Here is a 1,005-nt window from a genome sequence, read left to right on the forward strand (position 1 = left end):
GTCACGGCTGTGCGCGCGGATCGCCTCGGCGATGCCGGGCACCTCGTAATCCAGCAGGCCCCGGGTCACGTCCGGCGTCCGGTCCGACGGGGAGCGCGTCACCCTTGGGCAGACCGTCGCGATGCAACAGATCGATGACCTCGGGTGTCGTCCGCAGACGGCCGGCCGCGACGGCCAACCGGCCCGTCACCGCCTTGGCGGAGACATCGACCATGCGGGCCGCGCCGGCGCGATCGACGTGGCTGAGCTGCGCGGGTTCGGTCACGGTCGTGAGCCTATCGGTGCGGTGCGACGGTGGCCGGAAGGAGCGACGTCACACCGACGATCACACCGGGTGCTGACGGTGCGACGGCCCGACGCCGCCCCTTCCTGACCGACCCGCCGCCGAGGTCGCTGGGGGGACCTGGCAGCGGGTGCGTGTCGGCGACCCGGTTCTGCCCAGGAGCAGAACCTCCCCCGTTCGCCGATACGGCCACGAAGTTACCGGGCCCGGCGATAAGAAATCGATAAGAGACGTTAGACCTGGTCAGAGCCCCGAGACCACAGTTGTGGAAGCCAGCACGGCAAGACGGCGTTCGGCCTCGAAACGCTCCGGCACCCCCATCCGCCGGAAGATCGCCAACGCCCGCTCCCAGTGCCTGCGGGCCTCGGCCGGGTCGGCGCGGGCGAAGCAGTCGGCGAGGCCGGCCAGGGCACGCCCCTGCTCGTACGGGTGCGAGATCCGGGTGGCCAGTCGCAGGGCGGCCTGGTGCATCTCGACGGCCTCGCCACCTCGCCCCTGCGCCAGCAGGGTACGGCCGAGTTCGTTCAGCGCGGCCGCCTCGACGTGTCGTTCCCCCGAGGTGATCGACAACTGTCTGGCCGCCTCGTGCTGCTGTTGGGCCTCGACCAGACGGCCGAGACCGCGATAGGCGATCCCGAGGTCGTTGCGCACCTCGGCCTCGGCGTACCGGTGGCCGGTGCGATCGCGCAGGGCCAAGGAGGCCATGAGGATCCGGATCGCCT

1 protein-coding gene and 2 pseudogenes are annotated in these 1,005 nt (G+C 71.1%); all 3 read right to left on the reverse strand.

The genetic code is table 11. The features are described 5' to 3' along the window. Window positions 1-93: pseudogene (locus KBX53_RS36755) on the reverse strand (MogA/MoaB family molybdenum cofactor biosynthesis protein); the annotation flags it as partial. Continuing rightward, window positions 83-265, reverse strand: a pseudogene (locus KBX53_RS34110) (cyclic pyranopterin monophosphate synthase MoaC); the annotation flags it as partial. The pseudogenes KBX53_RS34110 and KBX53_RS36755, both read right to left, overlap by 11 nt. A 261-nt stretch (window positions 266-526) precedes the next feature. After that, window positions 527-1,005: tetratricopeptide repeat protein (locus KBX53_RS34115; protein ID WP_210863941.1), on the reverse strand; the 479-nt coding region annotated here is incomplete at its 5' end.

Source organism: Micromonospora sp. M51 (assembly GCF_018070305.1).
Taxonomy (GTDB): Bacteria; Actinomycetota; Actinomycetes; order Mycobacteriales; family Micromonosporaceae; genus Micromonospora; species Micromonospora parva.